This window comes from Cohnella sp. LGH, from assembly GCF_017671885.1.
GTDB lineage: Bacteria > Bacillota > Bacilli > Paenibacillales > Paenibacillaceae > Cohnella > Cohnella phaseoli.
In genome coordinates this window covers 2,175,158-2,194,315 of sequence record NZ_CP072117.1, presented here as the reverse complement: position 1 = coordinate 2,194,315, position 19,158 = coordinate 2,175,158, and the positions used below count along the sequence as shown (strand labels likewise).

Sequence of the window (19,158 nt, the reverse complement as noted above, 5' to 3'; positions counted from 1 at the left end):
TTTATGCATACGGTTCTTATTGTGGATGACGACGCCATGATTGTAAGAGGCTTGGAGCAGTTCGTCGATTGGGGGGAACTGGGTTTTAACATTGTCGGAACCGCGAGGGACGGCGAAGAGGGCATGGAGGCAATCCGCAAGCTTCAACCGGAGGTTGTGCTGACCGACATCCAAATGCCGTACAAGGACGGATTGGCGATGATCGAGGATTGTCTTCGGGATGGGCTTTCGCCTCATTTTGTCGTATTGACCGGATTTAACGAATTCGAGTATGCCAGACGCGCGCTCAAGAGCCGAGTATCCGACTACTTGCTCAAGCCGGTGGAAGAGCAGGAACTGATCGCCGTCATGGGCGGAATTCGCACGCAAATTGAAAGGACCGCGAAAACGAAGGAGGATTGGAATGTCCTGCAGTCTGCCGTATCGGCTAGCTTCTCTTTCGTAAGGGAGAAGCTTGTCCGCGAACTGGCGACAGGGGAAATCTCTCCGTCGTCGATCGAAGACGAAAGGCTCGTTTATTACAACATTCGGCTAGCGGACGAACGCTATCAGGTGGCGCTGCTGCAAGGCGAGGCGCAACTGCTCGGCGACGACAAACTGCAGGAGTTCATGACGTCGGCTCTCGAAAAGAGGGGAATCCGGCTGCATCTGGCGCGCGGGGACGCAATCGGGACGATGCTGCTTGGCGGAGAGCGGGACATGGAGCGGGACGTTACGGAGGGGCTGGCGGACATATCGGGCAAGGTAAAGGAGTGGCTAGGGCTGACGCTGACGTTCGGCGTGTCGGAGTCCGGAGCTTTGACGGAACTGAAGGAGCTCTACAGGCAAGCGGAGCTCGCGCTGCAGCACAAAATGTTCCGTGGCGGAGGCTCGATCATTGCCTATGGGACGATTCCTGAAGAGAGCGGAGAATTCTCGCCGGTACCTCAGGAGCATGCTCGCAGGCTGTTGGCGGCTGTGAGCGAGAACGACGAAGCGGGCGTTCTGTCGGAGCTGGACGACTTTTTTCGGGAAATTCGCCGCAGCGGCAGTCTGCCCTCTCACGATGTGTATCGCACCTGCTCGGAGCTGCTGTACGAAGTCCGCAAGGCGCTGAGCGAAATGGGGCTTGCGGTGGACAAGCTCGTTGGAGAGGACGTTTCTTCTTCGGACAAAATGAGGCGGCACGATACGCTCGAAGGACTATGCGACTGGCTCGCAACTATTTTACAGCGCGTTCGGGCGCACTTCGACAGAAGCTTCGAGCATACCGGGGGAGAACAGCTCGACAACATTATTTTGTACATGAGAACGCACTATGCGGACAATATCGATCTGGACGTGATCTCCAAGAAGTTTTTCATCGACCCCAGCTACTTCTGTAAAGTGTTCAAAAAAAAGACGGGGGAAACGTATCTGCACTATCTGACCCAAATCCGCATCGATAAAGCCTGCCAGCTGCTAAGCAATCCGTCCAGCAAAGTGTATGAAATCGCAAGTCTTGTCGGCTACGAAGATCAACGGTATTTCAGCCAAGTATTCCGCAAGCATACCGGAATGACGCCAAGCGACTATCAGAAAAGCAAGACAAAAAATTAAACATTCGAGACAAGTTTACCGCATTATCATTTTCCCGCCGAGAGGTTAACTTTGAAGTAAGCGATTCCAGTTCGCGGTCAACCGCTTCGGCGGAACCCGGATACGGTCGTCAGTTCATCCATCGGAAGGGGAAAAACAGATATGAAAGCGTCATCTAAAACAATCGTTACCCTGCTGGTTCTTCTCAGTCTATTCGCAACGCTGCTCGCCGGATGCGGAGGCAGCGGCGACTCCGGCTCCAAAGAAAGCTCGTCTCCGGCCGCGGCAAACGGCGGCGGGGACGCCCCAATCTCCTTCAAAATCGCTTCATGGGCCGGTCCCGGCAAAAAAGCCGGTTTGGATCTGGCCATTGCCGAGTACAAAAAAATCAAACCGAATGTCACGATCAGCTTTGAGGAAGTCGCTCAGAACAACGCGGATTTCGATGTCTGGATGGCTGCCCAGCTCGCTGGAAATCAGGAGCCGGAAGTCATTATGGACTTCAGCTACGACCTTCCCTACACAAAATACAACGATAAAGGCTACAACGTATTAGAGATGGACCCGTACCTGGAGAAGACAAGCCCTTATACGAACCAAAAATGGGGCGATAGCTTCCGTGAAGTCGATCTTAACTTGATGCGCTCCACGCGCAACGGCAAGCTCAACAATATCGCCACTTCGATGGTCACGTTGAAAATCGCTTATAACAAAGACATTTACGATCAGCTTGGGCTTAAAGCGCCTAAAACGTTCCCGGAGATGATCGCCAACTTCGAGGCGATTCGTCAGGCCAACATCGGGGCGGAGCCGTTCTCCGGCTTCCTCAAGGTGACATCGGCGTGGGACTGGTTCGCAAGATTTACGGCGCAGCAGACTCAGGAACAATACGTGAGTCAGATCGATTCGCTGTACAAAAACAACAAGTACGAGCAGAACGAATACGTTAAAGCCGTGGACGAGGGCATTATCGATGTCAACAAGCCGGAGGTACGCGGTCTGTACGAGCTGTTCAAGCAGTTCACGAGTTACTGGGCGCCCGGCGCAATGGCGATGACGATGGCGGAAGCGCGGGATATGTGGCTGCAAGGCAAAGCCGCGCACACGTTCACGATCAATATTGACGCCAAGCCGTTTGCCAGCGACATGAAGCCGTCTTTTAACTGGGATACGTTCGAATTTCCGGTCATTACGAAGGATATCGCTCCGACGTCCAATGAAGATCCCGCCGAGTTCGGCGACCTGGCCGATGCGTTCGTCGTGATGCCGTCGGCAATCAAGAAGAACATTCAAGACGAAGTGATGGACTTCATTATGTTCTATACGTCTCCGGCGATCGCTACTCAGCTTGCCGACATGAATTGGATTACGCCTACGGCTAGCGGCATCGAACCGAACGTAAACCTGGAGCGTTACTTGCCGAAGTACAGACCGCAAAACCAGGTCGACCTGAACTCGCAGGCGATTCTCGGCACGAACGCACGGCAGTTTGTGCTGCAGCAAATTCAGCGCTATGTTCTCAACGATATTACGACGGATCAGCTTGTCGAGCTTATCGATAAGAACATGAAGGAAGAAGCGGAGAAGATCAAGCAGGAGAAGGGCTGGTCTAAGGACAACAATTACGGCAACAAGTAAACGGCTGTCCGGGATCGGACCGGCCAAGGCGACCGGCAGCGGAACGGATTCCGCGGCCGGCGCTGCTTTTAAGGCGTTCCGGCCCCGCGCCGCGAGGAACGGGAGGGCCCAACGATGTCAACTTACGGTTTAAACCTGCTTCGCTCTATTTATCGCAACAAGCACGCCTATTTATTTTTACTGCCGCTTATCGCTCTGCTGGGCGTCTTCAGCTATTATCCGATCGTCATGGCGCTCAAGATGTCATTTTACCAGTGGAAAGGCGGCAACGAGGCGATCTTCATCGGATTGGACAATTTTGTGGCGCTGTTTAAGGATGCCACTTTCTATAAGTCGTTGACGAACGCGCTTTGGTTCATCCTGTTCGACTGCACGATTGGCGTCCTGATGCCGCTGTTTATCGCCGAGTTGTTGTTTCATTTGAAGAGTGCGCGCCTTCAGTACGTGTTTCGGACGCTGTTCGTCATCACGATTACGGTTCCGTCGGTCATTCTCATTCTGGTGTGGGTGTTCTTGTACAACCCGGTCGTCGGCGGGATGAACGTGATCGTGGAGCTGTTCGGCATTTCTCCGCAGCTCTGGCTGGGAGGTTCGGACACCGCCTTGTTCTCGGTCATTTTCTCCGGCTTCCCGTTTATTAATCCGATTTTCCTGCTCGTCGTATTCGCCGCTCTTCAAGCGATCCCGAGATCGCTGATCGAAGCGTCCGTGATGGAAGGATGCGGTGCGTGGCGGCGCATCTTGTCTATCGACATTCCGATGATTATGGGCCAGCTCAAGCTCATTTTTATCCTCGGCATTTTGCATGGCATGCAGGCTTTCTATAAACCGCTGATTATGACGAACGGCGGTCCGGGCAACGAGACGCTCGTACCCGGTCTCTATATGTTTCAATCGGGCTTCTCGCACAACGATTTCGGCTATGCCTCCACAATCGGCTTTGTGATGCTCATAATGATGCTGGCGCTGACGTTTGCTTCCAACAAGCTGATCAAATCGGACGGCGACTAGAGTTGAACGGAAGGGGGCATCTTCTCGATGTCATCGCATAACAGAAAGTACGTTTCTATTATTCTAACCGGCCTGCTGGTTTTGTTCGTGCTGTTCAGCTTTTTTCCAGTGCTTATTATGGTGCTGACCTCGTTCAAGTCGAAAATGCAGGTCAGTATGGGCGTCTTCCAATTGCCGGACGTCATCCAATGGGACAACTATAAACGGGCGTTCGACACGGTCGTTCCGTTCGCGCTCAACTCGATTATTATTGCGGTGTGCGCCGTAGCGGGCGTAGTGTTTGTGGCCGCTCTTGCGGCCTATTCGTTCGCGAGATTCCGGTTTCCCGGCCGGGAAATTCTATATTACCTGGTTATCGCGTTGATGATGGTTCCGGCCGTCCTGCTGCTTATCCCCATGTTCAAACTGGTGGTAGGCATGGGAATGCTGAACACCTACGCGGTCGTAATTCTTCCGCAGATCGCCAGCGGCTGCATCATTGCTGTATTTCTGCTTCGCAGCTTTTTCGCGGGCTTGCCGGAGGATCTGTTCGAGAGCTTCCGTATAGACGGAGCTAGAGAGGGTCGTATTCTAAGAAGTCTGGTGCTGCCGCTGTCCAAACCGATTCTCGGTACGATCGCCGTCCTGAACTTCCACTCCTCGTGGAACGACTATATTTGGCCGCTCGTTACGATTAACGACAAGGCGCTGAAGCCGATCGTCACCGGAATTATGACGTTCTCGAACGAATACGCGACGGAATACGGTCCGATGATGGCCGCTTACGTGCTGGCTTCCGTTCCGCTTATGCTAGTCATCGGCTTCGCAATGAAGTATTTTGTGGACGGGCTGACCAGCGGCGCCGTCAAAGCTTAAATCTATCTCGCCTATGCTGCGGATACATGAAGGGAGAATCGGCCATGGTTTCCTCTATCCGATTCGGACTGATCGGCTGCGGAGCAGTGGCCTCGACGCATGCAAAGGCGATAGCGTCGTTGCCGAACGCGAAGCTTGTCGCCGTCGTCGGACAATCTCCGCAGCGTCTTGCTTTTTTCGCCGAAGCCTGGGGGCTGGACGGCTATACCGATCTGGAGCTTCTGCTTCAACGAAAGGATATCGACGCCGTCGCGATCTGCACGCCGAGCGGCAGTCACGGCGATATCGCGATTCGCGCCGCCGGAGCGGGCAAGCATGCGATGATCGAGAAGCCGATCGATATTTCGCTTTCCAAGGCGGACGAGACGATCGCCGCCTTTCGAAGTCGAGGCCTTAGGCTGGGCGTCATTTCGCAGCGCCGTTTCGACCTTGGCGTCGTCCGCCTTAAAGCTTTGCTAGAGGCCGGGGAGTTGGGCCGTCCGGTGCTGGCTTCCGCTTGCGTTCACTGGTATCGGGACCAAGCTTATTACGACAGCGGCGGCTGGAGAGGCACGTGGTCGGGAGACGGCGGCGGCGTCCTGATCAATCAAGGCATCCATACCGTCGATTTGCTGCTGCATCTGCTGGGGCCGGTCGCGGAGGTCGCCGGACATACCGCGACGATGACCCACGAGCGGATGGAGACGGAGGATACCGCGGTTGCGCTGCTGAAGTTTGCCAACGGCGCGATGGGGACGTTGTCGTGCACGACGTCGGCCTTTCCCGGTTCCCCCGTTAGAATAGAAGTGATTGGCTCCAAAGGGTCCGCTTTGCTGGAGGGCGAGTCGTTAACTAGGCTTGATTTGAACAACGGCAATGGAAGCTCCGGAGTTCAGAAGACGGAGGAATTGGACAAGCAAGGTCTCATCGGGGGAGAATCGGCTATCCCTTCTAATCAGGAGGCCTTCGTTCGGCAATACGAAGACTTCGTCGATGCGATTATTCGGAGACGGGAGCCGACCGTTGCCGGGGAAGCCGGTAGAGAGGCGCTCGCCTTAGTACTGGAAGTTTACCGTTCTTCTAAGAGGAGCGGGCAACGGAGCTAAGAATAGGAGAGAGACCGAATGAAGCATTTTGAAGGACGACCGCGTCTTGGGATTCAGGGACCGACGGTGTCCTGGCTGGACCCATGGGAAGAAGAACGATCCGCCTCCATCATGCGCACGGGTACCGGAAGCGTCGTTCCGGCACAGGATCAGACTCCGCCGCCGAGGGATTTTATGGACGCGATCGGGCGACTGGGCGCCGACTTTTATGTCCATCACGTAATTCCGGGAGCGCCGGATCATGTCGGGCTTTGGCGCGATGCCGAGGCCTGCGGGATGGATGTCTGTCTCGGCAATGAATACGGCAACATCAACGGCCCTTATATAGAGGGAACCAGCCGTTTCGACGTTGCCGACGCCGACGTTCTGGAGGCGGCCGAAAGCGGACGGCTGATGGGGCTGTTGTACGATGAGCCCGAGCATCTGCAAATTAATGCGGCGCAATATCGTAAAGACGGATTTTACCCGCATTGGGGAGCGACGAACGGCTTAACGCTTGCCGAGTCGCAGGAGGCGGTTGTCGAAACGGTTGCCGCCGCGACGTCTCGCGTTCGTCGATTGCTGGAGAGCCGCGGCTTTGAGTCAGGCGATGCGCCTCTCATAGCTGAACATGTGTTTCCGGTGCTTTTTCATACGCATGCGCGCGGGGGCATGGACCTGTGTCCGAAAATAATGAAGGAATCGTTCCAGCCGCTGCAACTGTCGACAGCGCTCGGAGCGGCGAAGCAATACGGACGCCGACTCTGGATATGCGCCGATCTGTGGGGACCGGATGCGGGACCTTGGTTTACCCGTACTTCCGGTTTTCCCGGTCACTCGCCGGAGGAGTATGCTTCCGCACTAAGGATGGGGTATTGGATGGGGCCGTCCCATCTGTTCGCCGAGAACGTCGACGTGCTTCTGAAGTACGAGGGGGGCGAGTTCCGCAAGACGGAATTCGGAGAAGTATGGGAAGAATTCGCACGCAAATACGTTCCGGAAAATCCGCTGTCCTGGAGCCATTCGGAAGCAGAGCCCGACATTGCCTTTATCCATGCGGACGATAGTAATTACGGCCAAAACGAGCGGCTCTACGGCAATCATGGGCTGACGGCCGGAGATGAAGGCAAAAGCGTGTTCCATGTCTGGCATCTGCTCAGTCATCGCACAATTCCCGCGCATGGGAGCTGTATGCACATTCCGGGCTATTCCTTTCCTCGCCATAAGCTGAAGGCCGATTTTCCGCAGGAGGCTTTTCCATTGGAACGAGGCGTTGCGATGCCGCCTAAGGAACGAATGCATCCGTTGTTCTATCCGATTAACAACGTGCTCGTGTATGACGAACGGGTGGGTGAGGCTTTATTAGGCACCCCTCGACTGATCGTCGTCGCCGGTACGAGACTGTCAGAGGAGACATTGTTGACCGTTCGCCGTCGTGCCGAGCAGGGCGCAGCCGTCATCATTGCTTCTTGGCTTGTGCCGGAACGCTGGCGAACGAGCGGTCGGGTCGGAGAAGGCACGTGGATCGTGGCGGATAGCTTTCTCGACAATGACGCGGTGCAGGAGACGTTGGAGCCGTTCATCGGAGGCGGAGATTGCTGGCGACAACGTTTTGGCAGCGGGGAAGTGAGGATGTTCCGGGGAGATGCGGCGGGCTTCACGCTAGATTTTGAGATTGTAGGAAAACGTGGGGGTTAATCGCGTCGCTCGTTCCCTACAAGCTTACTTCCAAATGGATCAGGGGAATTCCGACTAAGCGGATGCACCCTGATTTTCCTTCTATATTATGGAATAAAGTTGACTAAACTAATATTCTAATGTTTAGTTTATAAACCTAAACTACGGATTAAATTTAGTTGACCATACATTTTTAGGATGCTACGATAGGATACGACGCAACGGCTATTAAGCTTATGTTTTCAATTTGTTTAGTCCTGGCTTGGAAGTGCATTCGAGGAAAAGTATCGTTATCACGGGAAGGGGAGTTTGCGGTTGCATCCAATTTTCGAACGGTTTCCTTATCGGGTACCGGCCAATAAACGCGTGCGCGTTATCGTCAATACCGATGCAGCGAACGAGGCGGACGACCAGTATGCGATCGTGCAGGCACTGCTGACGCCAAAGCTGGATATACGCGGATTTGTTGCGACACATTTTGGCACGAACAGAACGGATACGTCCATGGAGCAGTCCTATGACGAGATCCAGCGGATTTTGCGATTGATGGACATGAGCGAAGATTACCACGTATACCGGGGTTCGACCGGTTGCCTCAACCTCGACTCTCCAGTTATAAGCGAGGGAGCGCAGTTTATCGTTGACGAGGCGATGCGGGACGATGAGACGGAGCCGCTATTCGCGATCTTCCTCGGCGCCATTACGGACTTGGCGGCGGCCTACAAGGCCAAACCCGAAATCGCGGGAAGATTGACGGCAGTCTGGATCGGAGGCGGCGCTTACCCGCATGGCGGAGAGGAATTTAATCTGGGCAACGACGTCGCTGCCGCCAACATCGTGTTCGGGTCCGACATCCCGCTGTGGCAGGTTCCGAGAGACGTCTATAAAATGCCGCGCGTCTCGCTCGCGGAGCTTGCCGTCAAGGTAAAGCCATGGGGAGCAATCGGCGAATATCTATTCCGCCAATTGGAAGAATTCAATATGCTGCCGACGCATACGCTGCGCTGGCCGCCCGGAGAGTCGTGGAATATGGGCGATTCGCCGGCGGTGTCCCTGCTGATCGACGATCAGAATTTCGATTACGAGTTGCGGTACGCCCCGGAAATTCGGAACGATATGGGCTACGATCATCCTGGAACGGCAAGACAAATCCGGGTATACAAAAGCGTAGACTCCCGGTTCATTATGGAGGATCTGTACGCCAAGCTTCAGCTTTTTTACGAGCTGAAATCTTCCGAGTAAGGGAAATAGGGAAATTACGAATAGGCAGCTCTCAGGGACTGCCTATTCGCGCGGAGGGGCTATCCCATAACGGATGACGGAAGTCTTATTTGATCCGTCTGAGTCGGTGACAGATGAATAAGTATCTGGGAGGGACTAAATCGATCCGTCTGAGTCGGTGTTGGGTGGATAAGTGCACGAGACGGTCTTAAACAATCCACCCGAGCCGATAGAGAAATCAGGAAAATTCAACCCCGTTCGCGCTCACTTCTGATAATCGCGAGGAGTCATGCCCGTAGCCTGCTTGAAAATGCGGCTGAAATAAAACGGATCGCCGTAGCCGACCTGTTCGCCGACCGTCTTGACGGGCAAATCTTTTCGATGCTTGAGCAGATGCTTCGCTTCGTTGATTCTTAATGTAGCAATATATTTCGATGGCGCCTCGCCGGTATGCTTGAGGAAAATTTTGCTTAAATACGCGGAGGAGAAGTTGAATTGCTTGGCAAGCTGCTCCAGGCTAATTTCCTCGTGAAAATGCTCGCGCAAGTATTGCTGAACGCGCTGCACCGTTTTCTCGATATCATTGGCTTCGATAATAGGCTCCTTCGAGAGCTGTGCCCGAACGTCGTCCAGTACATCCGCGAGATCCTGCTGCTTGACCGGCTTCAGCAGATAGTGCTTGACGTTGAATTTCATCGCTTGCCGGGCGTATTCGAAGTCGGCATATCCGCTGGCGATAATGATCGCGGTTCTCGGATAATACTTATGCACCTCTTCGATCAGCCTCAGCCCGTCCATGACGGGCATGCGAATGTCCGTGATGAGCAGCTGCGGCTGCACGCGCCGGACGAGCTCCAAAGCTTCTTCTCCATGCGTCGCTTCGCCGACGACGGCGAAGCTTTGCCGGCTTTGCTCGATTTTGCGGATCAAGCCGCTGCGAATCAGATCCTCGTCCTCCGCTATTACCGTTGAATACGTAATGTCCCTCATGACTTATCCCTCCTGATGCAGCAGCCCTCCGATGCGTACGGACGCACCGCCCTCCGGAAGGTTGCGAATTTCAAAAATTTTATGTTCGCCATAAATCAAATTCAATCTTAAATAAATATTGAGGAGCCCCATTCCGTTCAGCTCCAGCGCCGGAAGGTTGCTCTCCTTCTCCAGCGAAGCGAGTTTGGCTTGCAGCCGGGCGAGCTTATCCGGTTCAAAGCCGCTTCCGAAGTCTCTCACTTCGATCTGCCACCTGGAGTCGGTCATCGTGCCGATAATTTCGACCCTCCAGGGAGGAGCTTGGGAGGTGCCGAATTTAATGCAGTTTTCGACTAGTGGCTGCACAGCCAGCTTGGGTATCGTCTGCGCTAGCAGCTCGTCCGGCACGGAAACGCAGTAAGTCAGCCGTTCGCCGAAGCGAATCTGATTGACTTCCAAATAGTTGATCGTGTTCATCAGTTCGTCTCTCAGCGGCACTTGCCGCTCCTTAGAGGTAATGTACCGCAGGAAATCCGACATATGCTCGATCGTCGCAATCAGCGGCCCGTTCATCTGCTGCTCGGCCATTTCCTGAAGATTGGCTAACGTATTGTACAGGAAGTGAGGATTCATCTGAGATTGCAAGGCGTTCAACTGCGCTTGCAGACTTTGCGCCTCGGCCAGCAGCAGGTTGTCCAGCGACTGCTTCAGCCGTTCGCTCATGCTCTGGAACGCATCGTGCAGCTCGTCCAGCTCGATGAAGCCGCTTTTCATTTTCTGCTGGGCGATAATGTTGGAACCGATATGCTCGAACGAGAAGTTGCGTACCGCGCGACGAATCCGATAGATCGGGAACGTAATTTTGTTGGCTGCATAGAAGCTTAGGCCGATGCCGAGAGCAAGGAGCACGAAGGCGGTGCCGAACAGCTGAAACGTAAATCTCTTAAGCGGCCGGAACAAGTCGCTTTCCGAAGTCGTCAGAATCGTATACCAGCCGGTCGACGCGGAATAGTGCAGCGACAGCAGCTGTTTCTCCTCCGTGACGGGATCGGTGAAAGGAAGACTGCGATAAGAGTCGCTGCTCCCGTCTATCGGAGCAACGAGGCTGCGAAACGCTTCGCTCCGCTGGCTGTCGTGTTCGAACGGATAGATAATCCGACCTTCCCGGTTAAGCACGTAAATATGTCCGTTATACGGATTGTTGCTCTCGAAATCGGCAGCGCTTGCAAGAATGCGGTGCGCGTACTGTTTGACCTCAATCGCTCCGATCGGCACGTTATATTCGTCGTACAGCAGCCGATAGAGCGAGATGGAGTATTTTCCGACTTCGGAAGAATAATACTTGTCGTCCGAGTGAACGATCGCGACAGTCGCCCGCGCTTGCCGATGATTGTAAGGCAGCGGATGGGCAGGCACATACTCTCTCACGAACCGCAGCCACTCCTCCCCGAAAACGGTCGATTCTAGCTTTCCTCCTTCACCCGTAAGAAGCAGTCCGTCTATATTTTCCACGAACAGATGAGACGGTCCCATATGGTAACCCAGCCGCAAAGCGGAAGCAAACTCGGTCGGCGAATGTCCGGGAAAGCCGGAGAGGCGAGTCGGCCACGCCCCTACGTCCGGTCCCCACAGGTCGGCGCAAATCCAGAGCGCTCGGTCGTATTGCTTCGCCGCCCCAAGCGCCGTGCCGAGCTGGAGCGGATGGAACGATTCCTTCATCATTTTCGGCGCCGGGGTCATGCCGGCTCTCGCCTGGGCATGGAACAGCGTAGGGAAAACCTGTTCCGATAGAACCGGCTGATTACTTTCCAAGGCTGCTTTTAGCGGCACTAGCCCCTCTTGAACCTTCTCTACGAATTGCCCATGCGCTTCCTGCAGGCTGTCCGCCTGCAGCTTGCCCCAGTGCGGGAACCATTCGTTCTTGCGATATTGTGCCGCGTTGATCTGCAGATGCTCGGGCTCGTCGAGCAGCAGCGCTTCCAGCAGCCCGCTGTCTGCCAGCGTCCGCAGTGCCTCCGGGGGGATGTCGTAACGATTGGCGCCTTCGCTCCACGGACCGTTGATATTGCCGTATTCGTTGCCGACGACTAGACGAAGACCGAATTTCCGGCAGTCCTCGATCAGTGCGGGCAGCTCCTGCAAATCCGGAAACAGGTGGTGGACGTAAAATTCGGCCCCCAGCTCCTTCAGTAACGCCATATACGACTCGGGCGCAACGTCGGGCTCCTGCGGCGGAATCATTCTGCCGGTTCCGGTCCGCATCAGCCGACCGGAGCCGGCGCGATTCCACGGATCGTTCCAGCCGAGCACCGGCCCCTGGATGCCGAGCTTAGGTTGAACGTTCATCGAATCTCCTCCATCAATCAATATAGGGGAATCGTACCATAGCGATTACGAGGATTCCTGCTCAAACGGGCGGCATTTTAGGAAGGATTGTCCGGGCGGTGGAGCTTTAGGCGGAGTTTTAGGCTGGGCTTCGGGTTTCGAGCCTCGGGACTCGAGCTCGAGTTTCGAGTTTCGGGTTTCGGGTTTCGAGCCTCAGGACTCGAGCTTGGATTTCGAGTTTCGAGCGTCGAGTTTCGATCCTCGGGTTTCGAGCTTGGGTTTAGAGTTTCGAGCCTCGGGACTCGAGCTTCAAGTTTCGAGTTTCAATCTTCGGGCAAGCTCGTGTTAAAGCTCGCAGCCCTAGGTGTAAAGGGATTCGAGCTTTTTTAAGCGGTTCAGCAAGGTATGAAAGAGACTCTTTTTTTTAGACAGGTGACGTATTTAGTTTGAAGAATATGGCTTTGTATGATTAACCGTACAAATGCCGCGATTTTGTTGGGCGCTGCGTCTATTTTGTAGAATTGATCGTACAAAATACGGCGTTGGGGCGGTCGGGGCGGCAGATTTGTATGATTAATCGTACAAGTTGGTCTCAAATAGACGAAGAGGGCCGAATTCTTTTGAGCGGAAATTCGAAATTTCGAAATTTCATATCGTGTTGGAGAGCGGCGACGAACGGCCTGCCAGGCCGCGCTCAACCGGGCTTCGAGCCTGAGCTGCCAATCCCGACGGCGGCGGTCGGAGCGCAGGTAGACAGCCGAGCGACGAAACGGGTGTCCACTCGGGTTTTGCTGCGGGCGTTGGAGCCGTGTTCGGCGGGATCGGTCAACAGATCGACGGCCAGTCGGGCCATCTTCTCCTTCTCGACATGGATCGTCGTCAGCTCCGGAGTCACGATCACGGACTCGTTGATGTTGTCGAAGCCGATGACGGATATGTCCTCGGGAACGCGATAGCCAAGCTCGGTCAACGTCTTCATTGCGCTGATGGCGATATAATCGCACTCGCAGAAAAGCGCCGTAGGCAGCTTGCCCTCGGCGTGAAGGCAGCCCTCAAGCTGTTGGCGCATCGAGTCCTGCGACGACAACAACGTCGGCGCGACCGAGAACGTCCGGCTTGGAGCGACCTCTAAGCCCTTCTCCCGAAGCGCGGCGGCAAAGCCTGCTTTGCGTTCCTCGAAGTTATGAATTCGCACGTTGGAAGCGACGTAGCCGATATCCTTGTGGCCGATGTCGCACAGATGCGCACCCGCTTGATAGGCGCCCATTGCATTATTGATTTCGACGAAGTGAATCGGCAGCGTATCGTAGCAAGTGTCGAGCACGACGAGCTGCGGCAGCTTGTCCGCGACGAAGGCGATCTGTTCCCGACTCAAATTGGTGCCGAGCAGGATGACTCCGCTGTTGCGGTGATCGTCGGCAACGGCGCGGATGCTCTGATCGAAATGCTCCATATCTACGGATGAAAAAACGACGGAATATCCTTTGGAGCGGCAGCGCTCCTCGACGAAATGAATCAGTTCCCGAAAAAAGGGCTGCTGATAATATTCCTCCGATATAATCCCCAGATTGGTGATAACGAGAAATACGAGCTGTTTCGAGCTTTTCTCCTGTACCGTTGCGGTGACGCGGGGCTTGGCGTTATAGCCCATTTCCCGGGCAATGCGCAAAATGCGTTCCCGCGTCTCGTTCCCGATGCCGGGCTTGCCGCTGAACGCCAAAGAGACGGCGGATTTGGACACTTGCGCGATTTTAGCGATATCTTCCATTCTCATCGGATTTTCTCCGTTCTATCAACTGAATGTATAGCTTGCGTCATTAAGTTTAGTTTACTACTAATCTTTCCATTTGCGCAACAGAATAAACTTAACAACTTAATTGGTTTAGTTATATCAGCTAAACTATAGCTAAAAATCGAGTTGACGGTCTATTTTAGGGATGATACGATAGGGTAAAGCGCTAAACTAACTAAATTGTTTATTTTGAATTAGTTTAGTTGTTGTCTGAATGTTTAGTTCTGCTGACGATGACAAACGGAAAACGCTACTAACGGAGAAGAGAGGCTGAACATGAAAAAGCTGAAACTGGGATACGCGCCGACTCGCAGGTTTACGTTCAGCGCGGAGGATGCCTTCAAGTACAAGGTGCAGATCCGCAACAAAATGGACTCATTCGGAATGGATATCGATATCGTCGATCTGGAAGGATTGAACGAAGAAGGACTGCTGTACGACGACCGGATCGGAGCGGAGCAGATTGCCGAGCATTTGCAGAGGGAGAAGGTCGACGCCGTCTTTTTTCCGCATTGCAACTTCGGTACGGAGGACACGGTGGCGCGGGTCGCCAAGGCGATCGGCAAGCCGGTGCTGCTGTGGGGACCGCGCGACGAAGCGCCGCTCGAGAACGGAATGCGTCTGCGCGACACTCAGTGCGGACTGTTCGCGACCGGCAAGGTGCTGCGCCGTTTCGGGATGCCTTTCACCTATGTGACGAACAGCCGTCTGGACGATCCGGTTTTCGAACGCGGCTTCAAAAACTTCGTGGCGGCCGCTAATGTCGTGCGCCATTTCCGCAGCCTGCGGATTTTGCAGATCGGACCTCGCCCGACCTCTTTCTGGACGATGATGTGCAACGAAGGCGAGCTGCTGGAGCGCTTCGGCATCGAGCTGCATCCGATTACGTTGGTGGACATTACGAACGCGGCGAAGAAGGTCGAGAAATCGGGCGGCCCCGAGCTGACGGAAGCAATCGCATACATTCGCGATAAGCTGGACATCGCCGAAGTGACCGAGGACGACGTCAAACGGGTGGCCGCGCTCAAGGTAGCGATGAAGAAGCTGGCGGTCGATTCCGGCAGCACCGCCATCGCGATTCAATGCTGGTCCGCGCTGCAGGATGCGATCGGCATTATGCCATGCCTGGCTAACGCGATTCTGACCGACGAGCAAATTCCGGTCACCTGCGAGACCGATATTCACGGAGCGATTACATCCGTTATGGTTCAGGCGGCGGCGATGAACGAGGCGCCGACCTTTTTCGCCGATATTACGGTCCGTCACCCGGAGAACGACAACGGCGAGCTGCTGTTCCATTGCGGGAACTTTCCCGTGTCGCTCAGCGTGGAAAACAAGCCGAAAATGCGCAAGCACTTCTTGTTCGACGATCACTCGCCGGGCACGCACGAGGGCGAGATTCGCGGCGGCAGCATGACGCTGGCTCGCTTTGACGGCGACAATGGCGAATACCAGTTGTTCCTCGGCAAGGCGAAGGGGATTGCGGGACCCTATACGCGCGGCTCATATGTATGGGTAGAGGTGAACGATTGGCCGCTGTGGGAGGAGAAGCTGGTGAAGGGGCCGTACGTGCATCATTCCGTAGGCATCCACGCCAATGTTATTCCGGCGCTATATGAAGCTTGTCAGTATATTCCGGGGCTCACGCCGGACCCGGTCGACCCGACAGAAGAGCAGATTCGCGCCTGGCTGAGAGGAAGTGTGTAACGATGGCGACTGTACTGGAGCTGAAACGCAAATCGCTGCAAATCCGCAAGGAGCTGCTGACGATGATCCATGGAGCGAAGGGCGGCCATACCGGCGGTTCGCTCAGCAACGCGGACATTCTGACGGCGCTTTATTACGAGGTGATGAAGCACGACCCGCACCATCCGAAGCTGCCGGATCGCGACCGCTTCGTGGCGAGCAAGGGACATTGCGTAGAATCGCTATGGTGCATTCTTGCCGATCTCGGTTATTTTCCGCAGGAGGAGCTGGCCACGTTCAGTCAGTTCGGCACAAGGCTGATCGGACATCCGAACAATAAAGTTCCCGGCATTGAGATGAACACCGGAGCGCTCGGCCACGGCCTCGCCGTATCGGTCGGCATGGCGCTGGCCGCCAAGCGAGATGGCAAATCCTATCGCGTATTTTGCCTGATGGGCGACGGTGAACAGGCCGAAGGCTCGATCTGGGAAGCGGCGATGGCGGGAGCCCATTACAAGCTCGATAATCTCGTCGGCATCATCGACCGCAACCGGCTGCAGATTAGCGGCAGCACGGAAGACGTCATGGCGTTGGAGCCGCTGGATCGCAAATGGGAGGCGTTCGGCTGGCATGTCGTCACCGTGGACGGACACGATTACGACGAACTGTTGAAGGCGCTTCGCGGCTCTCCGGAGGCGGACGGCAAACCGACGCTGGTGTTGGCGAATACGATCAAGGGCAAGGGCGTTTCTTTTGCGGAAAACAAACCGGAATGGCATCACCACGTCCCGAGCGACGATCAGTTGAAGCAGGCGCACGAGGAGCTCGACGCTGCGCTGGCCGCGCTTGAAGGCGAAGAGGAAAGGAGCGGGACTCATGCCTAATACGATTCCGAACCGCCAGGCGATGTGCGAGGCGCTGCTCGAATTGGCCGAGAGCGATCGCGATATTATGGTGCTGGCGAGCGATTCGCGCGGCTCGGCGGCCATGGCGCCGTTTGCCAAGCGCTACCCCGAGCAGTTTGTGGAGACCGGCATTGCGGAACAAAATATTGTCGGCATTGCGGCGGGGCTGGCGCATAGCGGCAAGACGCCGTTCGTGACTTCCCCGGCATGCTTCCTGAGCATGCGAAGCATCGAACAAATCAAGGTAGATGTCGCTTATTCGGGTACTAACGTGAAGCTGGTCGGGATTAGCGGCGGCATCTCCTACGGCGCGCTCGGCATGTCCCATCACTCCGTACAGGACATCGCCGTAACGAGGGCCATCCCCGGGTTGGCCGTCGTACTTCCGGCCGATCGCCACGAGACGAAGAAGATGACGAAGGCGATCGCTGAATACGAAGGCGGGGTCTACGTGCGGATCGGCCGGAACCCGGTCGAGGACGTGTACGAGGAGAACGACGACCGCGAGTTCGTTCTTGGCAAAGCCGTCCGTCTGAAGGACGGCGCCGATCTGACGCTGATCGCGGCAGGCGAGACGGTGCGGGTAGCGCTGGATGCGGCTGAGCTGCTGGCGCAGGACGGCATTCGGGCTCGCGTGCTGAATATGCATACGATCAAGCCGCTCGACGAGGAGGCAATCGTCGCCGCAGCCGAAGAGACGGGGGCGATCATTACCCTTGAGGAGCACAGCGTATTCGGCGGGCTTGGAGCCGCCGTCGCCGAAGTGACGGCGCAGCATTGTCCCGTTCCTCTGCGGATTCTAGGCATTCCCGACGAGCCCGCAATCGCTGGCAAGACGGCCGAAGTGTTCCGCCATTATGGGATCTCTGCGGAGCACGTCAAGGAGCTGGCCGAACAATTGCTGAAGCGGACCGGTGTACAGGCGAAATGAGCGGCTTGGATCGCTATCTGCTCACCGTAGATCAAAGCACGGCCGGCACGAAAGCCGTACTGACCGATCGGGAGGGACGCATCCGGCACCGCTGCTCGCGGGGGCATCGCCAAATTTATCCGCAGGACGGCTGGGTGGAACATGATCCGCTAGAGCTGTATGATAACGTTAAAGGCGTCATTCGCGGCGTGATGGAGCAGGCAGGCATCGGACCAAACGAGGTCGCGGCCCTGACGATTACGAATCAACGCGAGACGGCGCTGCTCTGGGATCGCGAGACCGGGCTGCCCGTCGGCAATGCAATCGTCTGGCAATGCCGCCGTTCTGCCGACTGGTGCGAACGGATGAAGCGGGAAGGGCTGGAGCCGCTCGTCGCCTCCAAAACTGGACTTCCGCTCGATCCTTATTTCTCGGCAGGCAAGTGGCGCTGGCTGCTGGATCACGCCGCTGGCGGCATCCCGGCCGAGCGACTGGCCGCAGGCACGGTCGACAGCTGGCTGATCTGGAAGCTGACGGGCGGCAGCGTACATGCAACCGATTACACCAATGCCAGCCGAACGCAATTGTTTAACATTCATACGCTGATGTGGGACGAGGAATTGGCGGAGAGGTTCGGCATTCCGCTGTCCATGCTTCCCGAAGCGAGAGATAGCAATGCCCTGTACGGCATGACGGACGAGCCGGAGCTGTTTCCGGTTCCGAAGCCGATTGCGGGCGTCATCGGAGACTCGCAGGCGGCGCTGTTCGGACAGCAGTGCACCTTGCCGGGCATGGCCAAGGGCACATACGGCACAGGGACGTCCGTGCTGATGTATGCGGGCGATAAGCCGGTACAAGCCAATCAGGGATTGGTTGCGGCGATTGCCTGGAGCATCGATGGCAAAGCGGAGTATGCGCTGGAAGGCGTCATCCGTTCTACCGGCGACTGCTTGAACTGGGTGCGCAACGAGCTTGGCTTGTTTTCCGATTATTCCGAGCTGGAGACAGCCGTCGCCGAGATTGCCGATACGGGCGGAGTATATCTCGTCCCGGCTTTCGTCGGGCTCGGCGCGCCGCACTGGAACGCTCGCGCTCGTGCGGCCGTCATCGGCCTGAACCGCTCGTCGGATCGGCGCCATCTGCTGCGCGCCGCGCTGGAGAGCATCGCTTTCCAGGTCGCGGACGCGGTTCGGCTGCTGTCGGCGGAGACCGGCGAGCCGCTGCGCGAGCTGCGCGTCGATGGAGGCGCTACCGCCAATGAGCTGCTGATGCGCTTTCAGGCCGACTTGCTGGATGCGGAGGTCGTCCGTTCCGATGCGGCCGAGCTGTCTGCGCTAGGCTCCGCTTATATGGGCGGGCTCGCCCTCGGATGGTGGGATCGGGAGAAGCTGTTTTCTTTTTACCGCAAGGTTAAGGTTTATTCGCCGAATATGGCTAAGGATACGCGAGAGCGACTGAGTCGAGGCTGGCAGGCCGCCGTGAAAGCAGTGCTCGTCGCCGAAGAAACGTCGCGAGACGATTAAGCTGCGGACGTCGGCCGACTGTGGA

General features: G+C 55.9%; 14 protein-coding genes. 11 read left to right on the top strand and 3 right to left on the bottom strand.

All coding sequences use genetic code 11. The features are described from left to right. Positions 1-3: 3 nt before the first annotated feature. The 7 genes from J4772_RS08800 (at position 4) to J4772_RS08770 (ending at position 9,044) form a co-directional block, all read left to right on the top strand. Positions 4-1,578: a response regulator transcription factor gene (locus tag J4772_RS08800; protein WP_209074931.1), complete on the top strand. Its 1,575-nt coding sequence runs from the start codon at positions 4-6 to the stop codon at positions 1,576-1,578. Between the two features lie 141 nt (positions 1,579-1,719). Then, complete coding sequence (locus J4772_RS08795) at positions 1,720-3,195, top strand: ABC transporter substrate-binding protein (RefSeq protein ID WP_209074930.1); 1,476 nt, start codon at positions 1,720-1,722, stop codon at positions 3,193-3,195. Between the two features lie 114 nt (positions 3,196-3,309). Next, on the top strand, positions 3,310-4,206 hold the full coding sequence (locus J4772_RS08790) for a carbohydrate ABC transporter permease (RefSeq protein WP_116061698.1): 897 nt from the start codon (positions 3,310-3,312) through the stop codon (positions 4,204-4,206). Between the two features lie 27 nt (positions 4,207-4,233). Further along, positions 4,234-5,061 carry a carbohydrate ABC transporter permease gene (locus J4772_RS08785; RefSeq protein WP_209074929.1) on the top strand — a complete coding sequence of 276 codons (828 nt, stop codon included), beginning with the start codon at positions 4,234-4,236 and terminating at the stop codon, positions 5,059-5,061. A 44-nt stretch (positions 5,062-5,105) separates the two neighbouring features. Beyond that, positions 5,106-6,146: a Gfo/Idh/MocA family protein gene (locus J4772_RS08780; protein ID WP_209074928.1), complete on the top strand. Its 1,041-nt coding sequence runs from the start codon at positions 5,106-5,108 to the stop codon at positions 6,144-6,146. An 18-nt stretch (positions 6,147-6,164) separates the two neighbouring features. Then, entirely contained in the window at positions 6,165-7,823 is a 1,659-nt protein-coding gene (locus J4772_RS08775; protein WP_209074927.1) for a hypothetical protein, read from the top strand. 294 nt (positions 7,824-8,117) lie between these two features. Beyond that, positions 8,118-9,044: a nucleoside hydrolase gene (locus J4772_RS08770; RefSeq protein WP_247741052.1), complete on the top strand. Its 927-nt coding sequence runs from the start codon at positions 8,118-8,120 to the stop codon at positions 9,042-9,044. Positions 9,045-9,287: 243 nt separating this feature from the next. Here J4772_RS08770 and J4772_RS08765 read toward each other — a convergent pair whose 3' ends face one another. The 3 genes from J4772_RS08765 to J4772_RS08755 form a co-directional block, all read right to left on the bottom strand. After that, on the bottom strand, positions 9,288-10,013 hold the full coding sequence (locus J4772_RS08765) for a response regulator (protein WP_116061702.1): 726 nt from the start codon (positions 10,011-10,013) through the stop codon (positions 9,288-9,290). 3 nt (positions 10,014-10,016) lie between these two features. Beyond that, the gene (locus J4772_RS08760; protein ID WP_209074926.1) at positions 10,017-12,338 is read right to left on the bottom strand and encodes a sensor histidine kinase; all 2,322 of its coding nucleotides are present in this window, start codon (positions 12,336-12,338) and stop codon (positions 10,017-10,019) included. A 673-nt stretch (positions 12,339-13,011) separates the two neighbouring features. Then, positions 13,012-14,091, bottom strand: coding sequence for a LacI family DNA-binding transcriptional regulator (locus tag J4772_RS08755; protein ID WP_209074925.1), 1,080 nt, complete (start codon positions 14,089-14,091; stop codon positions 13,012-13,014). A 294-nt stretch (positions 14,092-14,385) separates the two neighbouring features. On the opposite strand from J4772_RS08755, the gene J4772_RS08750 reads away from it, so the two are divergent. The 4 genes from J4772_RS08750 to J4772_RS08735 are packed head-to-tail and all read left to right on the top strand — an operon-like array spanning position 14,386 to position 19,133. After that, positions 14,386-15,816 carry an L-fucose/L-arabinose isomerase family protein gene (locus J4772_RS08750; RefSeq protein WP_116061726.1) on the top strand — a complete coding sequence of 477 codons (1,431 nt, stop codon included), beginning with the start codon at positions 14,386-14,388 and terminating at the stop codon, positions 15,814-15,816. A 2-nt stretch (positions 15,817-15,818) separates the two neighbouring features. Then, a complete protein-coding gene (locus J4772_RS08745; protein ID WP_116061727.1) occupies positions 15,819-16,679 on the top strand; it encodes a transketolase in 861 nt (286 codons plus the stop codon). Next, a complete protein-coding gene (locus J4772_RS08740; RefSeq protein WP_209074924.1) occupies positions 16,672-17,631 on the top strand; it encodes a transketolase family protein in 960 nt (319 codons plus the stop codon). The genes J4772_RS08745 and J4772_RS08740 overlap by 8 nt, the downstream gene beginning before the upstream one ends. Beyond that, positions 17,628-19,133, top strand: a complete 1,506-nt coding sequence (locus J4772_RS08735) for an FGGY family carbohydrate kinase (protein ID WP_209074923.1) — start codon at positions 17,628-17,630, stop codon at positions 19,131-19,133. Before J4772_RS08740 ends, J4772_RS08735 begins: the two co-directional genes overlap by 4 nt. Positions 19,134-19,158 lie beyond the last annotated feature (25 nt).